Source organism: Pseudomonas sp. RIT288, from assembly GCF_000631985.1.
Lineage (GTDB): Bacteria > Pseudomonadota > Gammaproteobacteria > Pseudomonadales > Pseudomonadaceae > Aquipseudomonas.
Window position 1 is genome coordinate 164,782 of record NZ_JFYN01000001.1, and the last position, 23,066, is coordinate 187,847.

The 23,066-nt window shown below is 56.2% G+C and carries 20 protein-coding genes; 11 read left to right on the forward strand and 9 right to left on the reverse strand.

Annotation, left to right across the window (positions count from 1 at the left end; genetic code table 11):
* Positions 1–5 precede the first annotated feature (5 nt).
* The gene (locus BW33_RS00710; RefSeq protein ID WP_047596521.1) at positions 6–1,184 is read left to right on the forward strand and encodes an NAD(P)/FAD-dependent oxidoreductase; all 1,179 of its coding nucleotides are present in this window, start codon (positions 6–8) and stop codon (positions 1,182–1,184) included.
* Between the two features lie 229 nt (positions 1,185–1,413).
* Positions 1,414–3,606, forward strand: coding sequence for a YccS family putative transporter (gene yccS / locus BW33_RS00715; protein ID WP_047596522.1), 2,193 nt, complete (start codon positions 1,414–1,416; stop codon positions 3,604–3,606).
* 112 nt (positions 3,607–3,718) lie between these two features.
* Here yccS and BW33_RS00720 read toward each other — a convergent pair whose 3' ends face one another.
* Positions 3,719–4,456 carry a substrate-binding periplasmic protein gene (locus BW33_RS00720; protein ID WP_047596524.1) on the reverse strand — a complete coding sequence of 246 codons (738 nt, stop codon included), beginning with the start codon at positions 4,454–4,456 and terminating at the stop codon, positions 3,719–3,721.
* Positions 4,457–4,712: 256 nt separating this feature from the next.
* Between BW33_RS00720 and BW33_RS00725 the strand changes: the two genes are divergently transcribed.
* Positions 4,713–5,165 (forward strand): GNAT family N-acetyltransferase, encoded by a 453-nt coding sequence (locus BW33_RS00725; protein WP_047596525.1) that lies wholly within the window; start codon positions 4,713–4,715, stop codon positions 5,163–5,165.
* Between the two features lie 91 nt (positions 5,166–5,256).
* Here BW33_RS00725 and BW33_RS00730 read toward each other — a convergent pair whose 3' ends face one another.
* From BW33_RS00730 to BW33_RS00740, 3 genes are all read right to left on the reverse strand, one after another.
* On the reverse strand, positions 5,257–5,553 hold the full coding sequence (locus BW33_RS00730; protein ID WP_003229005.1) for a winged helix-turn-helix domain-containing protein: 297 nt from the start codon (positions 5,551–5,553) through the stop codon (positions 5,257–5,259).
* A 100-nt stretch (positions 5,554–5,653) separates the two neighbouring features.
* Positions 5,654–6,145, reverse strand: a complete 492-nt coding sequence (locus BW33_RS00735) for a M48 metallopeptidase family protein (protein ID WP_047596527.1) — start codon at positions 6,143–6,145, stop codon at positions 5,654–5,656.
* 43 nt (positions 6,146–6,188) lie between these two features.
* Entirely contained in the window at positions 6,189–8,312 is a 2,124-nt protein-coding gene (locus BW33_RS00740) for a putative bifunctional diguanylate cyclase/phosphodiesterase (RefSeq protein WP_047596528.1), read from the reverse strand.
* 335 nt (positions 8,313–8,647) lie between these two features.
* On the opposite strand from BW33_RS00740, the gene BW33_RS00745 reads away from it, so the two are divergent.
* From BW33_RS00745 to BW33_RS00780, 8 genes are all read left to right on the forward strand, one after another.
* Positions 8,648–9,316, forward strand: a complete 669-nt coding sequence (locus tag BW33_RS00745; protein WP_047596529.1) for a polysaccharide lyase family 7 protein — start codon at positions 8,648–8,650, stop codon at positions 9,314–9,316.
* A 493-nt stretch (positions 9,317–9,809) separates the two neighbouring features.
* Positions 9,810–10,169, forward strand: coding sequence for a DUF6124 family protein (locus BW33_RS00750; RefSeq protein ID WP_047596530.1), 360 nt, complete (start codon positions 9,810–9,812; stop codon positions 10,167–10,169).
* Positions 10,170–10,440: 271 nt separating this feature from the next.
* Positions 10,441–11,631, forward strand: coding sequence for an AAA family ATPase (locus tag BW33_RS00755; protein ID WP_047596531.1), 1,191 nt, complete (start codon positions 10,441–10,443; stop codon positions 11,629–11,631).
* Positions 11,632–11,647: 16 nt separating this feature from the next.
* Positions 11,648–14,065 carry a S8 family peptidase gene (locus BW33_RS00760; RefSeq protein ID WP_047596532.1) on the forward strand — a complete coding sequence of 806 codons (2,418 nt, stop codon included), beginning with the start codon at positions 11,648–11,650 and terminating at the stop codon, positions 14,063–14,065.
* Positions 14,062–15,192: a caspase family protein gene (locus tag BW33_RS00765; RefSeq protein WP_152546072.1), complete on the forward strand. Its 1,131-nt coding sequence runs from the start codon at positions 14,062–14,064 to the stop codon at positions 15,190–15,192. The genes BW33_RS00760 and BW33_RS00765 overlap by 4 nt, the downstream gene beginning before the upstream one ends.
* Entirely contained in the window at positions 15,189–16,472 is a 1,284-nt protein-coding gene (locus tag BW33_RS00770) for a hypothetical protein (RefSeq protein ID WP_152546073.1), read from the forward strand. The genes BW33_RS00765 and BW33_RS00770 overlap by 4 nt, the downstream gene beginning before the upstream one ends.
* Positions 16,473–16,487: 15 nt before the next feature.
* Entirely contained in the window at positions 16,488–17,537 is a 1,050-nt protein-coding gene (locus BW33_RS28015) for a ComEC/Rec2 family competence protein (RefSeq protein ID WP_052032670.1), read from the forward strand.
* A gap of 338 nt (positions 17,538–17,875) precedes the next feature.
* Positions 17,876–18,667, forward strand: a complete 792-nt coding sequence (locus tag BW33_RS00780) for a hypothetical protein (protein WP_047596536.1) — start codon at positions 17,876–17,878, stop codon at positions 18,665–18,667.
* A gap of 328 nt (positions 18,668–18,995) precedes the next feature.
* Here the strand turns inward: BW33_RS00780 and BW33_RS00785 are convergent, their stop codons facing one another.
* The 5 genes from BW33_RS00785 to BW33_RS00805 all read right to left on the reverse strand — a co-directional run bounded on the left by BW33_RS00785 (position 18,996) and on the right by BW33_RS00805 (position 23,050).
* Complete coding sequence (locus tag BW33_RS00785) at positions 18,996–19,280, reverse strand: hypothetical protein (RefSeq protein WP_052032671.1); 285 nt, start codon at positions 19,278–19,280, stop codon at positions 18,996–18,998.
* A 197-nt stretch (positions 19,281–19,477) separates the two neighbouring features.
* Positions 19,478–20,251: a DUF4238 domain-containing protein gene (locus BW33_RS00790; protein ID WP_047596537.1), complete on the reverse strand. Its 774-nt coding sequence runs from the start codon at positions 20,249–20,251 to the stop codon at positions 19,478–19,480.
* Positions 20,252–21,121: 870 nt separating this feature from the next.
* The gene (fba, locus tag BW33_RS00795; RefSeq protein WP_003177554.1) at positions 21,122–22,186 is read right to left on the reverse strand and encodes a class II fructose-bisphosphate aldolase; all 1,065 of its coding nucleotides are present in this window, start codon (positions 22,184–22,186) and stop codon (positions 21,122–21,124) included.
* 252 nt (positions 22,187–22,438) lie between these two features.
* Positions 22,439–22,771, reverse strand: coding sequence for an MliC family protein (locus tag BW33_RS00800; RefSeq protein ID WP_047297097.1), 333 nt, complete (start codon positions 22,769–22,771; stop codon positions 22,439–22,441).
* Between the two features lie 57 nt (positions 22,772–22,828).
* Positions 22,829–23,050 (reverse strand): hypothetical protein, encoded by a 222-nt coding sequence (locus BW33_RS00805; RefSeq protein WP_047596538.1) that lies wholly within the window; start codon positions 23,048–23,050, stop codon positions 22,829–22,831.
* Positions 23,051–23,066: the final 16 nt, after the last annotated feature.

Sequence of the window (23,066 nt, forward strand, 5' to 3'; positions counted from 1 at the left end):
CCGTTTTGCGCTCTACCGAAGTCGTGATCATTGGCGCTGGCGCCGCAGGGTTGATGTGTGCATTGACCGCCGCCGGGCGTGGGCGTCAGGTGCTGCTGCTCGATCATGCGAACAAGGCCGGCAAGAAAATCCTGATGTCCGGTGGTGGCCGCTGCAATTTCACCAACATGTACACCGAGCCGAGCAATTTCCTTTCGCAGAACCCGCATTTCTGCAAATCGGCACTGGCGCGCTACACCCAGTGGGATTTCATCGGCATGGTCGCCAAGCACGGCGTGCCGTACCACGAGAAGAAACTCGGTCAGCTGTTCTGCGATAACAAATCCAGCGACATCCTCGGCATGCTGCTCGACGAGTGCGATCAGGTCGGCGTCGAGCTGCACCTCGACACCTCGATCCAGACCATCGAAAAGGTCGAAAGCGGCTACCTGCTCGACACCACCCTCGGCCAGGTTCAGTGCCAGTCGCTGGTGATCGCCACCGGCGGGTTGTCGATCCCGACGCTGGGCGCCACCGGCTTCGGTTATCAGGTCGCCAAACAGTTCGGCCATGAACTGCTGCCGACCCGCGCCGGACTGGTGCCGTTCACCATTACCGATCAGCTCAAGGAACTGTGCACCGAGCTGTCCGGTACCTCGGTGGATTGTCTGGTCAGCTGCAACGAACAGAGCTTTCGCGAGAACATTCTGTTCACTCACCGCGGCCTCAGCGGCCCGGCGATTCTGCAGATCTCGTCGTTCTGGGAGCCGGGCGACACCGTCGAGATCAACCTGCTGCCGGATCACGACACCGCAGCATGGCTGCAACAGCAAGTGGCCGAGCGCCCGAACAGCGAACTGAAAACCCTGCTCGGCGAAATTTTCACCAAGAAGATGGCCAACCTGCTGGCGGACAACTGGTTCGTTTCCAAACCGATGAAGCAGTACACCCACGCCGAACTGGCGCTGATCGCCGACAAACTCGGCAGCTGGAAAGTCGTCCCGGCCGGCACCGAAGGCTACCGCACCGCCGAGGTCACGCTGGGTGGCGTCGATACCCGCGAAGTGTCGTCCAAGACCATGGAATCGCTGAAAAGTCCTGGCCTGTACTTTGTCGGCGAAGTGCTCGACGTCACTGGGCATCTGGGCGGTTTCAACTTCCAGTGGGCCTGGGCCTCGGGTTACGCGGCTGCGCAGTACGTCTGACCCAAAATCAAACGCAAAACCTGTGGGAGCGAGCCTGCTCGCGAATGCGATGTATCAGTCGACATCAATGTTGAATGACACTCCGCTTTCGCGAGCAGGCTCGCTCCCACAGTGGTTTGTGGTGTAAGTAAAAGGAACACTTTTTGCTGTCAGATGTGATCGGCGCCATTGCGTCGGCGTCATTACTGGCTCAATTTAGCGGCATCGCCTCGGAAGGCCTTCGCACTTCATGTCCTCGACCTCGTTTCGTCAGTCTTTGCGGCGCCTGTGGGCGCTGGATAAATTCAGCTACAGCGTGCGGGTGTTCATCGCCCTGACCGGCAGCATGGCGCTGTGTTGGTATCAGGATGAAATGGGCCTGCTGATCCCGTTGTTCCTGGGGATTATCGCCAGCGCTCTGGCCGAGACCGATGACAGTTGGCAGGGCCGCCTCAACGCACTGGCAGTGACACTGGTGTGTTTCAGTATCGCCGCGCTGTCGGTGGAACTGCTCTTCCCCTACCCCATCGTGTTTGCCATCGCCCTGGCCTTGGCCAGCTTCGGCCTGACCATGCTCGGCGCGCTCGGCGAGCGTTATGGCGCGATTGCCTCGGCGACCTTGATTCTGTCGGTCTACACCATGATCGGCGTGGATCAGCGCGGCGGCGCGGTCACCGATTTCTGGCACGAGCCGATGCTGCTGGTGGCGGGTGCCGCGTGGTACGGCCTGCTGTCGGTGCTGTGGCAAGCGATGTTTTCCAACCAGCCGGTGCAGCAGAGTCTGGCGCGGCTGTTCCGTGAACTGGGTTTCTATCTGAAGCTGAAAGCCTCGCTGTTCGAGCCGATCCGCCAACTGGACGTCGAAGCCCGACGGCTGGAACTGGCGCAGCAGAATGGCCGCGTGGTCGCAGCCCTGAACAGTGCCAAGGAAATCATTCTGCACCGGGTCGGCAACGGGCGCCCGGGTTCGAAAGTCAGCCGCTATCTGAAGCTGTATTTCCTTGCCCAGGACATCCACGAACGCGCCAGCTCCTCGCACTATCCGTATAACGCGCTGACCGATGCGTTCTTCCACAGCGACGTGCTGTTCCGCTGCCAGCGTTTGTTGCGCCAGCAGGGCAAAGCCTGCCGCGCGCTGGCCGAATCGATCCAGATGCGCCAGCCGTTCGTCTACGACGCCAGTTTTGCCGAAGCGCTGACTGACCTCGATGCCTCCCTTGAACACCTGCGCATCCAGAGCAATCCGGCGTGGCGCGGCTTGCTCCGCTCGCTGCGCGCACTGGCCGCCAACCTCGGCACCCTCGACCGCTTGCTCAGCGATGCAAGCAACCCCGACGCCTTGGCGGACGCCACTGACAGCAGCCTGCTCGATCGCTCGCCGCGCAACCTCAAGGACGTGTGGATTCGCTTGCGCACCCAGCTGACACCGACGTCCTTGCTGTTCCGTCACGCGCTGCGCCTGCCGCTGGCGCTGAGTATCGGCTACGGCATGGTGCACCTGATTCACCCGTCGCAGGGTTACTGGATCATCCTCACCACCCTGTTCGTCTGCCAGCCGAACTACGGCGCGACCCGGCGCAAACTCGGTCAACGGATTCTCGGCACCGCCATCGGCCTGACCGTGGCCTGGGCGCTGTTCGATCTGTTCCCCAGCCCGCTGGTGCAGTCGTGCTTCGCCATCGCCGCCGGGGTGGTGTTCTTTACCAACCGCACCACGCGCTACACCTTGGCGACGGCGGCGATCACGATCATGGTGCTGTTCTGCTTCAACCAGATCGGCGATGGCTACGGACTGTTCCTGCCGCGCCTGTTCGATACCCTGCTCGGCAGCCTGATCGCCGGCCTGACAGTGTTCCTGTTCCTCCCGGACTGGCAGGGTCGACGCCTGAACAAGGTGCTGGCCAACACCCTGACCTGCAACAGCATCTACCTGCGCCAGATCATGCAGCAATACGCCGCCGGCAAGAGCGACGACCTCGCCTATCGCCTGGCCCGACGCAACGCGCACAACGCTGATGCGGCGTTGTCGACCACCTTGGCCAACATGCTGATGGAGCCGGGGCATTTCCGGAAGGAAGCAGATGTCGGTTTCCGCTTCCTGGTGCTGTCGCACACCTTATTGAGTTATCTGTCAGGACTTGGCGCACACAGGGAAACCCAATTGCCAGCCGATGTGCGTGAGCATTTGATTGATGGTGCCGGGGTGAAGCTGGCGACGAGCATCGACGAAATCGCCCAGGGCCTGGCGAACAAGCAGCCGGTGGCGATTCAGAGTGACGAAGAGGAAGCGCTGGCCAATGAGCTGGAGCAGATGCCGGACGAGATCGATGAAGGGCAGCGACTGGTGCAGACACAACTGGCATTGATCTGCCGGCAGTTGGGGCCGTTGCGCACGCTGGCGGCACATCTGATCAAGGACACCAATGAGATTGGCGCTGGCTGAAAGGACGTCTTCGCGGGCAGGCTCGCTCTTACAGGGGAACGCATTTCAAACTGTAGGAGTGAGCCTGCTCGCGATAGGGCCATCAGCCACTTAACAAATTCCGGATCAGCGGCTACATCCCATGCTGCCGCAGCAACTTGTCATAACTCCCATCCGCCTTCATCGCCGCAATCGCCTTATCAAATCCGGCCACAATCTGCTCATGCTGCGGATTCTTCAGGCTCACCAGAATATGCAGGCTGTTCTCGCTCAACGGTTTGGGCAGAAACTCCACGGCGTTGCGCACTTTGGCTGATTCGCGGGACAGGTAATAGCGCGCGACGTATTCATCTTCCAGGGTCAGCTTGACCCGATCCGCCGCCAGCATCCGCACGGCCATGGCGAAGTTATGCACAGGGACTTTCTCAAGCGCTGTATCGGCATCGAACGCCTGCGAGTAGGCATAACCGCGCACCACTGCCACCGGGTAGGTGTGCAGTTGTTCCAGGCTGCTGTAGTCCAGCGGGGTGTCTTTGCGCTTGAGAAAGCGGATGCGATTGAGCAGGTACTCGCCAGAGAACTGGCCAAGTTTGGTGCGTTCGTCGTTGTACCAGGCGTTGACCAGCACGTCGTATCGCCCTTCGCCAACCCCCAGCAGTGCTCGCGCCCACGGCACCTGCTCGTAGTCGCTGGCATAACCGGCCCGCGCCAGCGCGGTGCTGACGATGTCGGTGGCCAGGCCACCGTTGACCAGCGTGTCGTCGGTAAAGGGTGGCCAGATATCGAACACCAGCCGCAACTTGTCCGCTGCGGCGGTTTGGGCCAGCAAGAGCAATCCGGTCAAAGCAAAGGCTCGATGCAGTCGCGGCATGCTTGAAAATCCTTAGCGGGCGGGCTGCCCAGCGTGTTTTCAGTCAAAACCCCAAGGCCCCTTACCGGCGAAACCCAGGCCCTAACATTAGCTCATTGAAGCCAGTGCACAGCGCTTTCCAGCAGATTACACAAAGCAGCCGCCACCGCGGGAAAGGAATGATGGCATTTTGACCTTTGTCACAGACTCTTCCGCCATACAGACATTCAGGGCCTGTGCGCTTAGTATCGGGCGACGGAGTTCAAGGAGTCGGAAGATGACAATCGAGTGGATCTGCAAGCATCACAGCGATCTGGGCAAAGAGCAGCTGTACGCGCTGTTGAAGCTGCGCTCGGAGGTGTTCGTGGTCGAACAGAAATGCGCCTACCCGGACCTCGACGGCCAGGATCTGGACGGCGACACCCATCACCTCATGGGTTGGGAGGATGATCAGTTGATGGCCTATCTGCGCCTGCTCAATCCCGAATCCCAGGGCGGTGACGTGGTGATCGGGCGCGTGATCATTGCGCCGCAGGGCCGTGGCAAAGGGTTAGGGCATGTGATGATGGAACACGCGCTGAAACAGGCCGAGAAACATTGGCCGCAGGTGCCGATCTATCTGTCGGCGCAGGCGCATTTGCAGGGGTATTACGGCAGGTACGGGTTTGTGGTGGCGGGTGAGGAGTATCTGGAGGATGACATTCCGCATATCGGCATGCGTCGCCCCTGAGGCCCTATCGCGAGCAGGCTCGACATTTGGAATGCATGCCTGTGTGGGAGCGAACCTGCTCGCGAAAGCGTCAGCTCAAACAACGCAAAACTCAGGGATACTCCAGCACAGCCTTGATCTGCCGCAGATTACGCTCGATCCACCCGCGATCAATTGCCCCCCACTCGCGAATCCGATAGCGCCCAGCATGGTTGCGTGCGCCTTCTTCCTGCTCGAATTCACAGACGATATCCAGATCCGCCAGCGCGGCGATCGTGTCCTGCGCCGTGCGCCGGGGCATGCCGGTCACTTCGGTCAGCGCCGGGACGCTTGGGGCCAGGCCGCTGTCGATCAGGTAGGCCACATACAGGCGCCGGTAAAAACTGCTTTTGGTCTTGCTGACGTCCATCTAAACACTCCCAACGTTAAAAGATCGCAGCCTGCGGCAGCTCCTACATAAGATCGCATTCCAACTGTAGGAGCTGCCGCAGGCTGCAATCTTTTGATCTTCATTGCATATCGCGCCATGTCAGGTACACCCGCAGATCGAACTCGACCTGGTGATACCCCGGCAGCATGTGTTCACACAATTTATAGAAGGCCTTGTTGTGATCCGATTCCTTGAAGTGCGCCAGTTCATGCACGACGATCATCTTCAGAAACTCGGGCGCCGCCTCCTTGAACAGCGAGGCGATACGAATCTCTTTCTTGGCCTTGAGCTTGCCGCCCTGCACCCTTGAAACCTTGGTGTGCAGGCCCAGCGCGCGGTGCGTCAGGTCGAGGCGGTTGTCGAACAGCACCTTGTCGATGGCCGGCGCGTTACGCAGGTATTCCTGCTTCAGATCCAGCGCGTAGCTGTACAACGCCTTGTCGCTCTGCACATCGTGACGCCCCGGATAGCGTTGGCTCAGGTAGTCACCCAGACGCTGTTCGGCGATCAGTTGGCGCACCTGATCCTGCAATTGCGCGGGATAGGCCTGGAGGTATTTCAACGCAGTCATGGACACGGCAACACGGTTCGAAAAGAGCGCCAGTGTAGCGAATTCAAACCGGCAGCGCGCTCCAGTCGAAGGGCTCGGCGAAGCTGGCGGCGTCTTCGGAGGTCAGCGGGTGCGCCACCAGGAAACCCTGCACATATTCGCAGCCATGCGCCTGCAGCCATTGATACTGCTCGATGGTTTCCACGCCTTCGGCGATCACCAGCAAACCGTACTGCTTACACAGATTGATCACGTTGCTGACCAGCGCCGCGTCCCGCGCCGAATCCGGCAGCCGCGCAATCAGGTGTCGATCAAGCTTGAGCGTGTCCAGCTCCAGATCACGCAGATGCGCCAGCGAACACGGCCCCGAACCAAAATCATCCAAAGCCACCCGCACCCCGAGATTACGCAGCAGGCGCAGCTGTTTGCGGGTCTCGTCGGGGTTGTGCATCAGCGCGTCTTCGGTGACTTCGACCTCCAGTTGCCGTGGCTGCAGCGAGTGCCGCTCCAGTACCTGGCGCAATTCGGTGACCAGGTTCGGCAGACCGAACTGGGTGTTGCTCAAACTCACACCGAGCACCAGATCCTCGGCAAACAGGGTTTCCCAGGCTTTACGCTGGCCGGCGCCGCGATGATAGATCCAGCTGCCGAGCCGACTGATCAGCCGTGCCTCTTCCAGCAGCGGCAGGAACAACCCCGGCGGCACATCGCCGACGCTCGGATGCTGCCAGCGCAGCAACGCCTCGAAACCGCGGATCTGCCCGCTGCCTATCGCCACTTGCGGCTGATACACCAGATTGAAATCACGGTTCTCGATGGCGTTGCGCACGCTCTCTTCGAGCATCAGCCGCGAGCGGGCGCGGCCGTTCATTTCGTGATCATAAAAACGGTACTGCTGACGCCCGGCACGCTTGGCTTCGTACATGGCGATGTCGGAGGCACGCAGCAAGCCATCGAGGTTCGAGCCGCAGTCCGGGTAGGTGGCGATGCCGATACTCGCGCCGAGGGCAATATCCAATCCCTCGATCTGCTGACAGACCGATACCCGTTCGATGAGCTTCTCGGCAATCTTCGCCGCCTGCTCGGGGAACTCCAGATCGAGCAGCGCAGTGAACTCGTCACCGCCCATGCGCGCGAGAATATCGAACGGCCGCAGACAGGCCTTCAATTGCTCGGAGACCCAGCGCAGCACCCGGTCGCCGGCATCGTGGCCAAGGGAATCGTTGACCCGTTTGAAGCCATCGAGATCCAGATAAAGCAGCACCCAACTGCTGTCGCTGCGTTCACCGCGCAGCAGCAGGTTTTCCACCGTCTGATAAAAACCCCGGCGATTGAGCAGACCGGTCAACGGATCGGTGACCGCTTGAAATTCCAGCTGCTGATGCAGGTGACGCACCACCGACATGTCCAGCACCGTCACCACCATCGCCCGCTGCTCGGCCGGCAACGGCGCACAGGACAACGCCACCGGCACCTGCTGCCCCGGCGCCGTGCGCAACAGCGCGTCGTGCAGACGAAAGGTCTCACCGCGTTTATAGCCGGCCAACAACTCGGAATCGACCCATAGCGGGATGTGCGGTTTCTGCAGGTAATCAAGAAATTCCTTGCCCTCCAGTTCCTTCACCGGCGCATTCAGCAGCCGCGAAATCGCCGGGTTGGCGAAGCGGATCAAACCGTCCTCGCCGAGCACCAGAATGCCTTCCGCCGCGTTATCCAGCACCGAGGCATTGAAGGCCCGCGCGACCTCCAGATCATGACTCAGGCGCTGCAAGGCGCGGCGGTTGCGCTGGTGTTCGAGCAACGCCTGGACTTTCGGCTTGAGGATCTGCGGATCGAACGGCTTGAACAGGTAATCCACCGCGCCGCTGGCGTAGCCCTTGATCACGGCGTCCTGGGACTGTTCGTTGGCGGTGAGGAAAATGATCGGCGTGAGGCGTGTGCGCTGACTGCCGCGCATCAGTCGCGCGACTTCAAAGCCGTCCATGCCCGGCATCTGCACGTCCAGCAGCACCAGATCGACGTCGTGCTCGAGCAGCAGATTGAGTGCCTCGAAGCCGGAGGCGGCGGTCATGACGTGCCAATCCTGACGCTGCAGCAACGCGCGCATGCTGATCAGGTTTTCAGGGTAATCATCAACGATCAAAAGGACAGAGCTGCCTTCACCTGGCTGGGGTTGCGCGCATTCCATGCTGCTTCTCTTGTCGGGACATCTCTTGTCGGACTATCGGCCGGTTTCTTGTGAAAACCGTACAGTTACTGAGCCATCACTCTAGTCGCGGATCTGTGAAAGCAGAAGCTGTCACGCCGCCATCATTTAGCCAAAGCTGCGACTTACCGACTAACGGTCACCCCTGCAGCCCCCGGAAACCGGCACAGATGGCATTTCGACAGGATGTTGACGCCAATCATCTGCCAAACGGGCGTTAACAAAAAACTCCTCTACGCTTATAACTGCCGCCCGAAAAGGCGCGGGCTAGAGCTTCTGGCACTCGCGTTCAGGATGAATTGAGTGGAAGAACCGACATGATCGATCTCGCAACCTGGAACCTCAGCGTTCCCGTCGGCAGTCCGCCGTACACCGTCGAAACCTCCAAACTGGTGAATGGCTTCAAGGATCAGTACTTCCATTCCGATACCGGCACCCTGTTTTTCTGGTCACCGGTCACCGGGTCAAAAACCGAAAACGCCATCTACCCGCGCACCGAACTGCGCGAAACCTTCAGCAACGGCACCCTGCGCAACTGGTATTACCCGGACGCTGACAACACGCTGCGCGCGACCCTCGCGGTGAACAAGGTGCCGAGCTCGGGCAAGATCGTCATCGGCCAGATCCACGCCTATGAAAGCCAGCGCCCGATGGTCAAGCTTGAATACCAGTACAAGGAAAAGACCCAGAACGGCAATCTGGTGATCAAGGTGCGCATGCACCCCGATGACAAGGAAAGCCGCGTCATCACCCTCGCCACCGGCATCAGGCTGGACAACGAATTCAACTACCTCATCCACTTGAGCCCCGGCGGCGCGCTCGGCGTGAGCGCGGCGGGTTACCAGTGGGATTCACAAATCAGCGCGACCTGGCGCAACAAACCGCTGTACTTCAAGGCCGGGGTGTATGTGCAGGACAACACCGGCTATACCAGCGAAGGCGGCCAGGTCACCTTCAGCAAACTCGACATCGACCACGACAAATAAGGCTTCATTGGCACAAGTCCCTGTGGCGAGGGAGCTTGCTCCCGCTGGGGCGCGCAGCGGCCCTAAAAAAGCGAGGCCTGCTGCGCAGTCCAGCGGGAGCAAGTTCCCTCGCCACAGTGTTATTTATTGCCAGTCGGACATCCTTTAAACGGTGTTGTTTAAATCGCTCGGCGGTTACTTCCCGATGCCTACAACAACTTGCGTGGATACCTACGGCTACGCCAGAATCCGCCGGCTTGTGCGCCTGGAGGGCCATCGGTAACTTGATTCGCGTCACTGATTTCCAGTGATCGGGTTTAGTAGCCCGTGGTGTTTTCAGTTATGTGCAAAGCGCATCCGTCAGCTTTTGTGGTTCGACTTGATGGTGGCTGTGTGCAGGGCGCTTCGGCGCGCCGGTAAATGCTGAATACTCCCCGGTCTACTAACCTGCGCACAGCTGCCACCCTTCTTTTAGTAGAGAGGGCGAAGCGGCTCCAACAGGAGTTTTCAGCTTATGACCAAATCAACACCACACCCGCCAGACAAAGATCCAGCCTCCCCCTACGAATCCCTCGACTCCAAAAAACTCCACGACGCCGCCGAACGCGCCCTCGACCATTACCTCAATCCCGCCGCCCTCATCATGGCGAGCAGCAACAAACCCGAGCCCATGTACCTCGCCAACCCGAAGTACGACACCGAATCCCTGCTCGCCAACGCCAGCGAAACCCTGGGCTCGGCAAGCGCCATGCTCAACAACTTCGCCGCCATCCTCGACTCCTCCCACCGCAAGACCGCACTGGGCATCGCGCAAATCGTCATGCTCGGTGAACTGGCGGTGAATCAGGCGCTGGATAACGTGGAGCCGAAATAACCAGCTCTATATAAGGAACCCGCTTCAGGGCGGGTTTCTCGGGAGCGTCAGCTCAAGGCTCGCAGGCGGCCGCCCCTGCACAATGCATCGCACGCAGAGTGACTCGGCGAACTGCCGACGGTCGTAAAAAGTAGCAATCCGCCACCCACAACAAACCGTCAAATCGCATACAAAACATCAAAAACGCAATATTTTATTGCTTTAATGCATCATAAATCACCATCACCGTATATAGTACTTCCAAATCAGCATATTAATTTGAGAGTTTTGAATGGAGAATTTCCCTATCGTCCTGGCAATGCTGCGCGCCTCGGTCCGGGACAAATCCAGCGCTGTTTTGCAGCACGCCGAGCGCCTGCAAGGGGCTCTGAAGAAGGCAGGAGCCTTGGATGAGGCGCAGGCGATCGCAGATGTTCTTGAAGGGTCAAAAAAGTCGGGAGCGGGCAAGCTCATCCCCTCCCGCGTCGTGAGATCTCGGTTTGTTTCCTCTGGAGAAATGATGTCCCCCAATACATCCCCACCGGTAGACAAGGAAACAAGCGCCCCTCTGGCAGAGATTTTTATGCCTGGCCATCTTGAAGAGCTGGCCCCACCAATTCTCAGCGATCGCCTCGAACGCGCCATTTCCCATCTACAGGAACAATGGGCAGGCGCAGATCAGCTGCAGGCGGCCGGCATCAAAATTCCACGCACCGCTCTTTTTTTCGGGCCGCCCGGCACCGGCAAAACGAGATTGGCCTTGTGGGCTGCGTCAAAACTAGGTTTACCCGTTGTCCTCGCTCGACTGGATGGTTTAACGAGCTCATTTCTTGGAACAACGGCGCGAAACATAAGAGCTCTGTTCGACTTTGCTAATCGCTATCAATGCCTCCTTTTGCTGGACGAGTTTGACGGGATCGCGAAGCTTCGCGATGACCCGCAAGAGCTTGGGGAAGTGAAGCGCGTGGTAAATGCTGTGCTGCAGGCAATCGACGCACGTGCGCCGCTTGGACTGACGATTGCGATCACCAACCACGAAGCCCTGCTGGATCCCGCGGTATGGAGACGTTTTGATGCGCGGATTGAAATAGGCCTACCTGATGCAACGACCCGTCTACAGATCATCGAACGGTACACCGAAGGTTTTGCTATCAAGCCTGGCGCAGTGAAGGTCTTGGCATGGTTGACCGAGGGTTACAGTGGCTCGGACATCGAAACCATGTGCGACTTCATCAAAAGGCATATGACATTGCGTGCAGGCCAGAAGCCATCAGTGATAGATTCTGTGCAGCTATTCTTGGATTTGTCAGCAACAAACGCTCCTTCGGCGGCTCGAGAAGCGATATTGCGCGGAGAGAGCTCTTGGATGCATCAAGTGCTGACCTACAAGGATATAAAAATCGTCCAAGCGGATATCGCGGATGCGATTCACTCGACGCAATCGAAGGTAAGCCGGCGCCTTAAGTCTACCGAGCGAGCCTAAATAAAAAGGATTTAGCATGGCCAACAACCCCGTTCAGGTCGTCCTCCAAACAGATCAGTACATGAAGCTGCCTGAGGGCGGCGGCGGCGGTGGAGCAAAGGATTTTTACGAAGATCGCGATGAAGAATTCAAGCGTCACAAGCAGCAACTCCTTAAACAAGTGGAATCCATCCGGACGGCACTGTCGCGCACAGGGCCTCGTCAGGTGGGTTACGTCAAGGTGCGACTTCAGTCCAACGCGTTGGCCAAAAGCCATCGGCCAGTAGATGCGCTTTTCAAACCCAAAAGCCTCCCTCTGGTCGGTTCCGGAGCCCTGGGAGAGCTTTACTTTGAGGTCACCCCAGACACCTTAGAGTCGGTTGCGGATGCAATCAGCGGCGCCGAGGAAAAGGTCACCAAAAGGGATGCGAAGAACAAGCTTCAAGCCAGCGCTGCCCGGTCAGAGACGGGAGCCATCGAAGAGATTGCATTGCCGTCTCTACAAGACAAACGCGCATTCAGCTTTGAAACCGCTATTGACCACTTTGAGAGATGGCCGGGGGCTCGTTACTTCACTGTCGAACTCTTCGTCGATGAAGAGTCTTTAGACGGGAGCAGCAGGAACCGTGCCGCCGCATTGGCGGAACTTCAGAGATTCCGTACTGGCCTGGAAGGCGTTTCTCGACACCTAAAAACTTGGGCGTCAGGAGAAGAGTGGCGAGATCTGCATATCACGACGGTTCAAATTCCGGCGTCGACGGTGAAAAGCAGACAATTCAACGGGATACTGGAAGCTGTCATCCAGTACCTGGATCACTCGCCCTTGGTTCGCCGCTACGCCTTGGGTGCAGTTGTCACACGCGGGCAACAATCGGTACGCACATCAACCAGGACCGCACCCGCCTTAAGTGCCGCGCTACCCAAACCTCAGCCCGGAATTGACTATCCCATTGTCGGGGTTGTCGATGCCGGGATCAGCCGAAAAAAATCCATTTCAGCATGGTCTGCAGGCACCGTGGACTACATGCGCGAGCCTGATAGCGATCGAGATCATGGAACATTTATCGCGGGCTTATTGATCAATGGCGCATCCTTCAATCCTAACCAGCGGATTGAGCAAGATCCCTGCAAATTTTTCGATTATGACCTCTTCACCGAAGATGAAGACAAATTCGAAGGCAACTTCCAGCAAGGCTTCATCGACATGATGCGTCAGCTCGATCAGGAGCTGAGCGGGTCCAAGCCTGAAAATATGAGGGTAATCAACCTTAGCCTTAACCCTGAGTCCATGACTGACCAGAATGGATACAGCCCCTACGCGGCGATTCTTGATGAGATCGCGGACAAACACGATGTCATTTTTGTCATTTCCGCCGGCAATCTGGAAAGCGCTAAATCGCGTAGCCGCTGGCCAGATAGCGCAACTCCTGCGCTTCAGCAACTTGCCACCTATAGGCAGCTTGGTGCGGACAGAATTTACGTCCCCGGGGAAACAGCCCGCAACCTTACAGTAGGCGCACTTGAACCCATCGACCATTTGGGCCTGACGAGGCCGGCGCGATACTCACGACGTGGGCCGGCTACCTCCGCAGGAATCAAGCCTGACTTCGCGCATGTGGGTGGATGTTTAGCGACCAACAATCCCCTTAAATCTCTCGATCATGCCGGTGATCTCATCCCGGACGAGGGTACAAGCTTCGCCGCACCTCTAGTTGCCAAAACGCTCGCGATCCTCGATCACAGGATTGAAGGTCGCCAACCCCGTGACGTGCTCATGGCGCTGATGTACCACTTTGCCAAAATGCCAGCGTTGCTAGATGACAAACTGCTGAACGCAGTCAGCAAAGACTTTGCCGGTTTCGGTATCCCGGGCTCAGTCGACGATATGCTCGCAACCGATGACACGTCCATTACCTTGGTGTTTCAGGACACGCTGAAACCTCGGATGGAGCTCTCCTTTGATTTTGAGTGGCCTTCAGTCTTGGTCGAAAATGGCTCAACTCGCGGCGAAGTTGAACTGACCATCGTTTACTCACCGCCGTTTGATCGTCGGCATCAAGCTGAATTTACCCGCGTTAACCTGGACGCGTACCTGCGCCAAGAGACCGTGAACAAAAGAACGGGCAAGTTCTCTTACAGCGGGCGCCTCAAGCCAGATCATCCCGGTGTGCTGGAAAAAAACCTGATTGCTCACGGTGCGAAGTGGTGGCCAGTCAAGCGCTACAGTCGAACCTTTAGCCGCCTTGAGGGGACGAGTAACTGGCGATTAGTTGTCGACTCACTGACACGCGCAGGCGCGGACTATCCTGAGTCAGGCGTCACCTTCGCAGTCATTCTGACGATCTCCGACCCCGAAAAAAGGGCCGACGTCTTTGCCAGCGCTCGCAGAGCGCTCGTCACTAAAGGCGTGAGCTTACGAGATGTCAGAACGCAGGCGAGAGCACGCGCACGATGACTACATTCAGACTGGACAACACAGACGGACCTGGCACCCACGTATTCATCATAGGCGTGGGAAACTATCCGCATTTAAAAGGTGGCACAGGCCCGGTCAGCGCCAATCCCCGAAACATGGGTCAGATCACATCGCCTCCAGTTTCTGCCATGGAAATGCTGAAGTGGGTTGACACCACCCTTCACAACCCGGAAGCACCACTCAAATCCATTGAAGTGCTGATCTCCCAAGTCGGCACGGCTCAATTTACCGACAAAGCAGGTCTTCATCAGCAAATCGACACGGCGACCTGGGATAACTACGAAGCCTCAATATCGGCATGGAAGAAAAGGGCAAATTCCAACCCTAAAAACGTGGCCATTTTCTATTTCTGCGGGCATGGCATGGGAGATGGGGTAAACACACATCTGCTGCTGGCAGACGCCGGAAAATCGGCAAAGCTACTTCGACACGCCGCCCATGTAGGGGATTTACGGCTTGCAATGTGGAGCTGTGTCGCCCAGAAACAGCTTTACCTCATTGATGCGTGTCGGACGGTCGATTTGGCGACTGTCATGGATCCGAACGACTTAGGGCAGTCCGGGTTGCCTGAAGCCAACGTGATGCAAACTTTCAACGGAGAGAATCCCGTTCTCTTCTCTGCCAGGTTGGGTGAACAGGCATTTGGCATGCCGGGACAGATCAGCACATTCACTCAGGCGCTGCTGGATGGCTTGAACCGCTGTGCAGTGTTCCAGCCCAGCGGCCGGCACTGGGCGGTTTCTCCCCACCAGCTTCAAAAAGCCATTGCGGCCTTAATGGATGACTTCAGCGGTGCTCCTCAGTGCCCAGCCGATGGAATATCGGGGGTGGGTTTCCAGATACACGTTCTCACCCAGCCACCGCAGGTGGTTGTGCATGTGTGTCTGGATAACGAAGCGGCAAACGATTCCGCCCAAATCAGCTACATGTCGGCAGGCAAAAGTCGAGTAATGCGACCCGATCTCGCCAATCCTTGGCGAACCTTCATTCCACATGGCCCTTGCAGCGTCGAGGCAACTTTCGCCCCTGCGGTGAAGTACAAGGTCTTGCCAATCCAGATCTACATGGTTCCACCGTTCCAGAACATTACGTTGGAGGTGATATGAATCCGACTATCACTATTGAAACAGGCAAGGGTGAAGTTTCCGGACCGCCACGTGAAGTGCTTTGCTCGATATGGCCCCTGTCTCAAAAAAACGATGAGCTAACCATTGGAAATCCGATCTTCTCTAATCATATGGTGCTGATCGGAGATAAGCTCAGCGAGAAGTCGGCCAACACGTTAACCCTGCCTGAAGCGGGTAACTATCTCGTAGACGTGGGTTATCCGAATGGCCAGTCGCAGCGTACTACCATTTCCGTTGATGAAAATCAGAACTATCGGCTTATCGTGCAGGCACCCAAACAAATATCAAACTTTTATAGAAATACAAAAAGCCAATACAACTGGATCCCAAGAGTTGTCAGTGCCGCTCCAAGACGCTTATCCACAAGAAAGATCGAGCTTGAAGTAAGCATTGCAACTCAGCCGAACATAATTTCTCTTTCAGAGCTTTATGAGTTTGCCAGCGACCTAAGACGCTCGAGCGACCAAAGTAAAACCATATTTGAATACGCAATAAACACCGAGCGCCATCATGAGTTACCGTTGCCCGCTGCGACATGGGACGAAGTACGCGACTTCGGGAGGACAACCAAACGCAAATGGCTTATTGTTAGTTGCAAAGGAAAACCTCAAACCCTAGTCTCTTATCCTTATGGTTGGTTTAGTGAGAACCTTGAGCCTTTCAAACTCATGCTGGAAAAGGGCAAAGAGGGCAGCGAAACATTCAAGTGGTCGGTTTCGCTAAAATTGACGGACCCGGTATACGGGTCACTTGTTGAATACTTAACGAGGCGTGATCTATTTTCCAGTCTTTCAATTTCCGAAAGTGAGCGAGGAAAAGCGACTACCGCGCTGTACAGAAAAATCGGGAATCCATTTTCCGCTGCAGCGGCGGCGTATTTATTCGCACTCGGGACAACCGTTGAGTCGGAACATATAACTTGGATGAAGACACTCAGCTCTAGGTATAACTTCCTACCCGATGGTGCCATCGCATTAGGCTGGAAGACTCTGCGCGACGGTAGAAACGACGCCAATTCGTGGGAAACAGCAAAAGATCTTTTTACATTAGCTTGGTCTCGTGGCTTGCCCTATTACACCATCGGCCTCCATCTCCTGGTAGATGCACTCACGCTGCTGATCAGAGTGTTTCCCGCTGACCATCATGTTCGCGAGATGCTGGCTGCAGCGAAGGCTGCTGATGTTGCCTGCGTAAGAACTGAGCCCTTTACGACGCTGCAGATTGCAAGATATCTCGGCTTACCAATGAAGCAAAAATAGCAGAGGGATCCGATAATGTTCAGATTGACTGCTTTACCGGCAAGTTTCGGTGACTGCTTGTGGATTGAGTACGGTGAAGAACATAGCCCGAGCGTGATTCTCGTGGATGCCGGCCCTTCTGCTCCCAAGTCCTTAAAAAAAAGACTTGAGCAACTATCGGCTCGGGGCGGCCACCTTGAGTTGGTTGTCGTTACTCACGTCGACCGCGACCACATTGGCGGTATGTTGAGCCTTCTTGAGAAAAACTTCTATGACGTGCCAGTTCGTGATTTCTGGTTCAACGGCTTCCGCCATCTCTCCGCGAAGGAGGCCTTTGGAGAAAAACAAGGCGAGCGTTTAACCGGACTTCTACTCGAGAAAGGCGTGCCTTGGAACGCAGCAATTAAAAATTCTGGTTTTATGGTGACGCAAGAAGCCTGCCCTACTTTCGAGATTCCCGGCGGCGCAAAGATCACTTTGCTTTCTCCCGACGCGGAGCAGCTAGAAAATCTTAGAGCAAGTTGGGTCAAGGTATGCGGCGAAGCAGATCTATACGCTGATGTTCCCGCTGAAACTGAGTATTTTGGTAAGAACGGTCTAGAGGCCTTCGGCGCAGCCGCACCATTGAACGTCCAAATGTTGGCATCTGAAGCTTTCAGTGAAGATACAACCGTGGCCAACGGTAGCAGTATTGCGTTTGTAATCGAATACGAGGGCAAGAGGGTTCTGCTTGGCGCCGACGCGTACCCGTCACGGCTAATAAAGTCATTGATACAGACATGGGGAAAACCACCATTTCAATTTAATCTAATAAAAGTTCCTCATCATGGTAGCGAGAACAATGTTTCCAAGGAGTTTGTAGAGGCGCTAGACTGCAAACAATATTTATTTAGCTCTAATGGCGCGAGTTATCACCACCCCGCTCAACAAGCCGTTGCTCGCGTCATTCACTATGGCACTCAGCCGGAACTTTTATTTAACTACAGAAGCGCTTATTCAGAAATTTGGGACGATCAGTTTTTGAAGGCCATTCACAAGTACTCGACTACATATGGAAACGACGAGGGAATTTCAATCATTATTTAAATAGCGAGTTCGCACACCATTAGCTGACACATCAGTCATGCGCTATTTGGCTGCGTTGAATTGTGCTAGGCAATCGCATATCTCATAGCTGTCTCGGCCGGCAATCACCCACTACTGAATGAGCGCATTCAGGTTTTCAAGGACTGATTAGAAAGTGCGAGCCGAATAGCGGAACAGCTGGGCGCAAACCGATTTATTACGCTGGGCTAATGCATGTATCCGTGAATCCACCCGTGTAGATTCCTGGGCTTTTAGAAGAACGTATTGCCGGGATAGGTACGATCGTTGTCACCGGGTGATCGTTCGCAAACATTCGCATACCATACAGGATTTACTTGATGTTACGTCTTGAACAGCAGTTAGATGCCCTCAGTCTGAGAGAGACTTGGGAGCTCTTACCATTGAGCCTTCGCGTTATTCCGGAACAAATTTTTGAGTCAACAGGGATTGAGCTTGAGATTTTGCATAAGGCGGAATGTGTTGATCCTGTGTTTGATATCAAAAAGGCAATTGCGTCGTTCGAAATCGACGGTTACCAGCAGAGGGTGGTGATCTGGTGCGATCCGTCCACCGCCACTACTTCGGTAATCGGGCACGAACTGCTTCATCTCCGTCGCGATCTCTGCGAGGGTCAAATCAAACTCATGCCTACCAAATATTGCCACCCCTCCATTGCTCTGTTCTCTCTTCAGCTAGAAAATGAAATGGAGCACATCTTCATCATCCCCGAGGAGATCAAGCTCTTTCCAGAGGCTGAGCAACGTTGGGTAGAGGCGTACGGGGATCTCATCACTAGAATCATTGCTTGCGATGAGCCGGACAAAACGGAAACGGTTTTGGCCTGGATGCAGCTTAGAACCTCCCTGCCAAACCAGCTCGAACTTGCAAAAAAATTTGGTCCATACATCTTCGCACAAAGTGAAATGTGGGCGCGTGAGTCCCAAGATTTTCATGATGTGGCAAGGGATGCAAAAAACCAAAACAACAAAAGGGGCCTGCTCAGTTGGATGATGGAGGCCATTCACACCTGGCATCCAGAATATAGGGACACTATTGCTTACGGTAACTGGCAGGTTACAAGTGCGGGCCTGGAATTCAAACCAATGGGTATTGGCTTGCTGCCCAGCTAAGAAAGGTCGTCATCCTACCCAAGCAGAAATTCTATTTAACGGGCTGAAGGCTATGAGCTTGTTGGAGAGTGCTTACCCCTTTCTGTTCCTGTACCAACAGGTGGATAACGAGATAATCGCGAAGATCCTGGAGGCCTTCGCCGCCAAACCTACGACTAACGGGCAGGTTGGCCTGATTTGATCGTGCTCGGCGATGATGCGATCAAGGGCGTCTAGTGTCTTCCGTGCCAGTGTGGAGACTACAACCGGTCAGATTTGACGATTGGGAGGTGCAACCCCTTACTTCTGCTTGAAGGCAGAAGTAAGGGGTCGCGAGTGCAGCGACCGGTTAGGCTGGGCTAGGAACAGCGCGAGTGTTTGCCTTTTCCTTGCGCTGTCTCTCCAGGCAGCGATTAACCGCAGTCGTGATGGGCGTATCGCCCTCTTTCACTGCGCTCATGTACATAACCGCAGCGGCGGCCTGCATTACGGATTGAGCAGAACCTGGGTTTGCCATGTCCTTGACCATTTCTTGGACAATTTCAGCGTCGGTCACGCCATTTTTCTCCGCACGACCGAGAGCTTTGAACTCTTTTCTCGCACGGGTTTGCTGCGTTTGAATCGGATTTCTCATGGTACATCCCTTTCGGTGATTAGGACTCGGGATCGAGACCTAACCTGCAGATATGGGGGATAGGCTGAGTATTTTCAATTGGATCCTGCGGCCGACTTCTGCTCAGCGAGGCACTGGGATGGCCATTTCAGTCGCATTAATTTCACAATCCGACATCATTCCCAGTCAATGACACCCTTTATAGTCAAAGGAGCCACTCATTGGGGGCAATGATCTAGGTCGCGGGCGAAGTAGTAGTCAATGCTGGCATCAATGGCGAGGCGATTAATGGCCGCCACACCATCACAGTGCAGACTGGATGGGTTCACTTCAGGATGCGCGCAAAAGCAGACGGTGGGCGAAAGCGGTACAAACAGCCATTTGAAAAAGTTGTCCGGCACGACGAACTCTCCCTCGCCAGCATGCAAGAGCTGCCACGTTTCGCCGCTCATCGCCCTGACCGCGTCGGTAAGGTTGAGGCGTATCGACGGCGCAACCAGCGAGCGGCTTGGAATCGTGAGGTCGGGGCGGATATAGCCGATACCTCCGGCCTCCAGTTGCTCCTGTTCATCCTGGGTGTAGTGACTTAGGAGACCGATTACCTCAGAAGCGCTGCCGATTGACGGGTCGGCCAGCCGTTCATTCATCTTCCACTGCGCTCGGATGTTCCATAAGCAGTAGAATTCGTTGATCACGTTGAAATGCTGGCGGCCCAAGCGAAAAGCAGGATCATCGAGAATGACTCTGGCCAGAGCCTGGTAGGCGTCCTCGATACCTTTCATGAATCCGCCTTCGGCCTGCTGATCCCAAACCCTTTGGGCACAGAATATTCGGTCCGCCGGCCTGGCATGAAAGACCTTTTCAGACGCTTTGCGCAGCACCTGAACCGCCCCTTTCTCGTTCGCGAAGCGGGAAATGCTGGCGCTCGGGAAGGTATGTTGGTTCATCGTCAGCTGATGCGGGTTGCCTTTCTGCGGTGGCTCAAAGGTCATGGAATGGGCTCGCATGTGAAGGGGATGTAACGCCAGAAAACGGGGTGGTCTTGCTAATGCAACTGAGCCCATCCTGCATGAGCCGACAGCTTACACAGCAGGATCTTCCGCCAAACGGATCCCTCGAGGCAAATCGAAGGCAAAGTAGTCGCCGTAGAAGGTGTTGAGGTAGAGCTTGCCCCCCGAGATGACGTGCGCTTGAGGTAACCCCCCAAAAACAAATAACCAGAACTTCAGAATGAACTGTATTCACTATTGCTGGATGTGACGGCTGTCACGAACTCGTCGGGAGTCAGAGGGTCAGTCTACGGTTGTCCTTCCAGAGTCCGACCGCCCGACGCGCACCGTCCCTTTTAATACCCATCAATGTTCCTAAAGAGTCAGTGCTGACACCGACGTTGGTGATGAGGAGGTGATTCGCGGCCGCTTCAACCTCCTCGTACGATGGAAGGTATGGCCTGGTATCGAGGTGAAGTGAAACCTGACGTTGTAGCCAATACGGATATATTCGAAGGCTTTCGTCAAAGCGTGATCGAGTGAAACGCGCATCTTTGAAAACCTCTAGAAAACGCGATGGCTACTCAGAAGTCAGCCACAAACCAGCTGCCAGCATGTTAAAACGTCTCATAGTATTCTGGTACTCAAAGTCTCGATTCGGCTCGATGTCGAAGCAAACGCCTATGCGCTCATTAAGAGCCGCCCGGAGCAAGGTCTGATTACAGTTGTTGCTAGAACAAACAATAATGGCGCCACCTCAGGCTGGAGTGACGCATTGTCAACCAACGTTCTTTAGGCGCTGCACTTGTATTAAATAAAAATAAAAAACCCGCCTCACGGCGGGTTTCTTTCAAATCAGCTCAACACCCAGTCTCAATTGACCTTGGCGTTCAACTCACCCTTCAAATACCGCTGATACATCGCTTCCAACGAGATCGGTTTAATCTTCGAAGCATTACCGGCAGTACCGAACGCTTCATAACGAGCGATACACACGTCACGCATCGCCGTCACGGTCGCGCCGAAGAATTTGCGTGGGTCGAATTCGCTCGGGTTGGTGGCCATCAGGCGACGCATTGCGCCGGTGGATGCCAGACGCAGGTCGGTGTCGATGTTGACCTTGCGCACGCCGTACTTGATGCCTTCAACGATTTCTTCAACCGGTACGCCGTAGGTTTCTTTGATGTCGCCGCCGTACTGGTTGATGATCGCGAGCCACTCTTGAGGCACGGACGAGGAACCGTGCATCACCAGGTGGGTGTTCGGGATGCGCTTGTGGATTTCCTTGATGCGGTCGATCGCCAGCACGTCGCCGGTAGGTGGCTTGGTGAACTTGTAGGCGCCGTGGCTGGTGCCGATGGCGATGGCCAGGGCATCGACCTGAGTTTTCTTGACGAAGTCAGCGGCTTCTTCCGGGTCGGTCAGCATCTGGCTGTGATCCAGAACGCCTTCAGCGCCGATGCCGTCTTCTTCACCGGCCATGCCGGTTTCCAGCGAACCCAGGCAGCCCAGCTCGCCTTCAACCGAAACGCCGCAGGCGTGAGCCATGGCGACGGTTTGTTGGGTCACGCGGACGTTGTATTCGTAGTCGGTCGGCGTCTTGCCGTCTTCGCCCAGGGAGCCGTCCATCATCACCGAGCTGAAGCCCAGTTGAATGGAGCGCTGGCAGACATCAGGGCTGGTGCCGTGGTCCTGGTGCATGCACACCGGGATGTGCGGGAATTCTTCGATCGCGGCCAGGATCAGGTGACGCAGGAATGGCGCGCCAGCGTATTTGCGAGCGCCGGCCGAAGCCTGGACGATCACCGGGGAGTCAGTCTTGTCAGCGGCTTCCATGATGGCGCGCATCTGCTCAAGGTTGTTGACGTTGAAGGCTGGAACGCCGTAGCCGAACTCGGCTGCGTGGTCCAGCATCTGGCGCATGCTGATAAGTGCCATTGTGTGTGTCTCTCCCGGTTGAGGGTCGTTAATCGTGCCAGCCTGCCGGAGCGGCGGCGGCTATTCAAGTGATTGCAGATCGGGGGTCAAAGCCCGGTCTGGTGATTCGATAAAGCAAATTCTCAATAACTACGCAGATCCCCTGTGGGAGCGAGCCTGCTCGCGAAAGCAATCTCGCAGTCGCTGATGCAGTGCCTGTCAAACCGCTTTCGCGAGCAGGCTCGCTCCCACATTAGAATCGCAGTGCTTCAATTACTCGGCTTTGCAGCCGCGGCCGATCAGGTCATTGGTGGCGACCCAGTACACCAGGCCTTCGTCACCCTTGACGTGAAACGCCAGCATGCCGTCGCTGTACAGCACGCCCGAGGCGCCCGGCTCTTCTTTCAGGCGATAGACCTGATCACCGCCGCCCAGTCGAACATCGACTTCCTTCTGGCCAGCATCGGCGTAGCGCCACAGCACTTTGGCCTGGCTGTCGCAAGTCCAGGTGGTCCAGCTGTCCGCCGGAGCGGACGACTGAAACAGGTTCATCTGCGCGCAACCACCCAACAGTGCCAACGCCGCAATGGCGATCAAGCCTTTCATCCGTGTTCCTCGACTGACAGCCAACGCCACCAGCCCTGAGTTAAAGAGTCAGACCGGTCAAGGACAACCATGTTCCTTGGCCGGGGTTTGCGTCTCGTATTTGTCCAGACCGTCCGGCCCCGAGCGCTTGTTCAGCACCGGGTTGGTTTCGGCCTGCCAGTCGGCCTGGTAGCAGCCTTTGCTCGCCGCATCCGGCGCAGGTGTCGCCTCGGCCTTCGGGTTACTCCCGCAGGCCGCCAGCGTACCGGTCAGCAACAACAGCGCTAACGACTTGACCATGTGAACACTCCTTTGC

Bases quoted from the DNA above. Each gene is read 5' to 3' on its own strand.
- yccS (WP_047596522.1), top strand. From the start codon at position 1,414: ATGTCCTCGACCTCGTTTCGTCAGTCTTTGCGGCGCCTGTGGGCGCTG.
- BW33_RS00720 (WP_047596524.1), bottom strand. From the start codon at position 4,456: ATGCCGCGACTGCATCGAGCCTTTGCTTTGACCGGATTGCTCTTGCTG.
- BW33_RS00725 (WP_047596525.1), top strand. From the start codon at position 4,713: ATGACAATCGAGTGGATCTGCAAGCATCACAGCGATCTGGGCAAAGAG.
- BW33_RS00730 (WP_003229005.1), bottom strand. From the start codon at position 5,553: ATGGACGTCAGCAAGACCAAAAGCAGTTTTTACCGGCGCCTGTATGTG.
- BW33_RS00735 (WP_047596527.1), bottom strand. From the start codon at position 6,145: ATGACTGCGTTGAAATACCTCCAGGCCTATCCCGCGCAATTGCAGGAT.
- BW33_RS00740 (WP_047596528.1), bottom strand. From the start codon at position 8,312: ATGGAATGCGCGCAACCCCAGCCAGGTGAAGGCAGCTCTGTCCTTTTG.
- BW33_RS00745 (WP_047596529.1), top strand. From the start codon at position 8,648: ATGATCGATCTCGCAACCTGGAACCTCAGCGTTCCCGTCGGCAGTCCG.
- BW33_RS00750 (WP_047596530.1), top strand. From the start codon at position 9,810: ATGACCAAATCAACACCACACCCGCCAGACAAAGATCCAGCCTCCCCC.
- BW33_RS00755 (WP_047596531.1), top strand. From the start codon at position 10,441: ATGGAGAATTTCCCTATCGTCCTGGCAATGCTGCGCGCCTCGGTCCGG.
- BW33_RS00760 (WP_047596532.1), top strand. From the start codon at position 11,648: ATGGCCAACAACCCCGTTCAGGTCGTCCTCCAAACAGATCAGTACATG.
- BW33_RS00765 (WP_152546072.1), top strand. From the start codon at position 14,062: ATGACTACATTCAGACTGGACAACACAGACGGACCTGGCACCCACGTA.
- BW33_RS00770 (WP_152546073.1), top strand. From the start codon at position 15,189: ATGAATCCGACTATCACTATTGAAACAGGCAAGGGTGAAGTTTCCGGA.
- BW33_RS28015 (WP_052032670.1), top strand. From the start codon at position 16,488: ATGTTCAGATTGACTGCTTTACCGGCAAGTTTCGGTGACTGCTTGTGG.
- BW33_RS00780 (WP_047596536.1), top strand. From the start codon at position 17,876: ATGTTACGTCTTGAACAGCAGTTAGATGCCCTCAGTCTGAGAGAGACT.
- BW33_RS00785 (WP_052032671.1), bottom strand. From the start codon at position 19,280: ATGAGAAATCCGATTCAAACGCAGCAAACCCGTGCGAGAAAAGAGTTC.
- BW33_RS00790 (WP_047596537.1), bottom strand. From the start codon at position 20,251: ATGACCTTTGAGCCACCGCAGAAAGGCAACCCGCATCAGCTGACGATG.
- fba (WP_003177554.1), bottom strand. From the start codon at position 22,186: ATGGCACTTATCAGCATGCGCCAGATGCTGGACCACGCAGCCGAGTTC.
- BW33_RS00800 (WP_047297097.1), bottom strand. From the start codon at position 22,771: ATGAAAGGCTTGATCGCCATTGCGGCGTTGGCACTGTTGGGTGGTTGC.
- BW33_RS00805 (WP_047596538.1), bottom strand. From the start codon at position 23,050: ATGGTCAAGTCGTTAGCGCTGTTGTTGCTGACCGGTACGCTGGCGGCC.